Here is a 1,611-nt window from a genome sequence, read left to right as displayed (position 1 = left end):
CCGGACGGCCGAGCGACCCGTCGAGCGGCACGGGACGAGGTGCCCGGCCGACCCGGCCACTCGGTCCCTCGCTGGGCGCCGGAGTGCTCCGGCCGATGGGCACAGTCGGCGGGAGACTTTGGGCCCTTTCTCCGAGTCCTCGGTCCCGCCGACGGCGACAGAGTCGAGGGAGCGCTCCCGGTCCCGCCGGTGTGCGGTCGGTGCCCGCACCGCCCGGCTCGCCTGCGCGCGAGCACGTCCACACCTGTGGAACAACCTGTTGATCAGTACCTTTCGACCCGATCGACTACCGCCTCGGCTCCCGCGCCCGTCCCGTCTGTCCGGGCGCAGCGGCCGTTGCCGACACCCGCCACCGGGCCTTCGCCGCCCCGCGGACGTGCTCCACGTCTCATTGCCGATGCCGATGCCACGGTGCAAGAGTCAGCGCGCCGACGGTCGACGGCTCCGCTCCGTTCCGGGACGAACGCCTGCGCCGCCGTCTCGTCGGCCGAACGGGAGGACGCGGATCCACCCTCTCGCGGCAACAGGTCGGAGCTCGATGCCCCACCCGGACGATGGTGGGGCCGAAGTCAGGAGTCGTGGTCATGGTTGATGTCGCGCCGATACTGAGGAGGCCGGACGCGCAGCGGCCGTATCCTCCGACCCGCCGCCCGAAGGGCTCGACGATCCTCACGGTCGTCACCTCCACCGACCACAAGGTCATCGGCGTGATGTACATCGTGGCGGCCTTCGCGTGGTTCCTCATCGGCGGCCTCATGGCACTGCTCATCCGTGGTGAGCTCGCCGTGCCCGGCCTGCAGTTCCTGTCGAACGAGCAGTACAACCAGCTGTTCACCATGCACGGCACGATCATGTTGCTGCTGTACGCGACCCCGGTGTTCTTCGGCTTCGCCAACTATCTGCTGCCGCTGCAGATCGGCGCTCCGGACGTGGCCTTTCCCCGACTCAATGCGGTGGGCTTCTGGCTCTACGTCTTCGGCGGGCTCATGGCCGCCACCGGCTTCCTCACCCCCGGAGGCGCGGCCGACTTCGGGTGGACGGCGTATGTGCCGCTGACGAACTCGCTGCACTCGCCCGGCGTCGGTGCCGACCTGTGGATCCTCGGACTCACCGTCGGCGGTCTCGGCACGATCCTCGGTGCGGTCAACCTCATCACCACCATCGTGTGCCTGCGCGCCCCCGGCATGACCATGTTCCGGATGCCGATCTTCACCTGGAACACCTTCATCGCCTCGCTGCTGATCCTGCTGATCTTCCCGCTGCTCGCGGCGGCGCTGATCGCCCTGTTCGTCGACCGCCAGTTCGGCGCTCACATCTTCGACCCCGGAACGGGCGGAGTCATGTTGTGGCAGCACCTGTTCTGGTTCTTCGGCCACCCAGAGGTGTATGTGCTGGCGCTGCCGTTCTTCGGCATCGTCTCGGAGATCTTCCCGGTGTTCTCGCGCAAGCCGATCTTCGGTTACTCGGGTCTGGTCTACGCGACCCTGGCCATCGCGGCGCTCTCGATCGCGGTGTGGGCGCACCACATGTACGCCACCGGCGCCGTGCTGCTGCCGTACTTCTCCTTCATGACGTTCCTGATCGCGGTGCCCACCGGCGTGAAGTTCTTCA

The 1,611-nt window shown here is 67.9% G+C and carries 1 protein-coding gene; it reads left to right on the top strand.

Annotation, left to right across the window (positions count from 1 at the left end; genetic code table 11):
* Positions 1 to 584: 584 nt before the first annotated feature.
* Positions 585 to 1,611: cbb3-type cytochrome c oxidase subunit I (locus AIIKEEIJ_RS14405; protein WP_202917043.1), on the top strand; the 1,027-nt coding region annotated here is incomplete at its 3' end.

This window comes from Rhodococcus sp. YH1, from assembly GCF_009939605.1.
GTDB classification, from domain to species: Bacteria; Actinomycetota; Actinomycetes; order Mycobacteriales; family Mycobacteriaceae; genus Rhodococcus; species Rhodococcus aetherivorans.
Note: the sequence above shows the minus strand (reverse complement) of the source record. Positions and strands in the feature narration are given on the sequence as shown.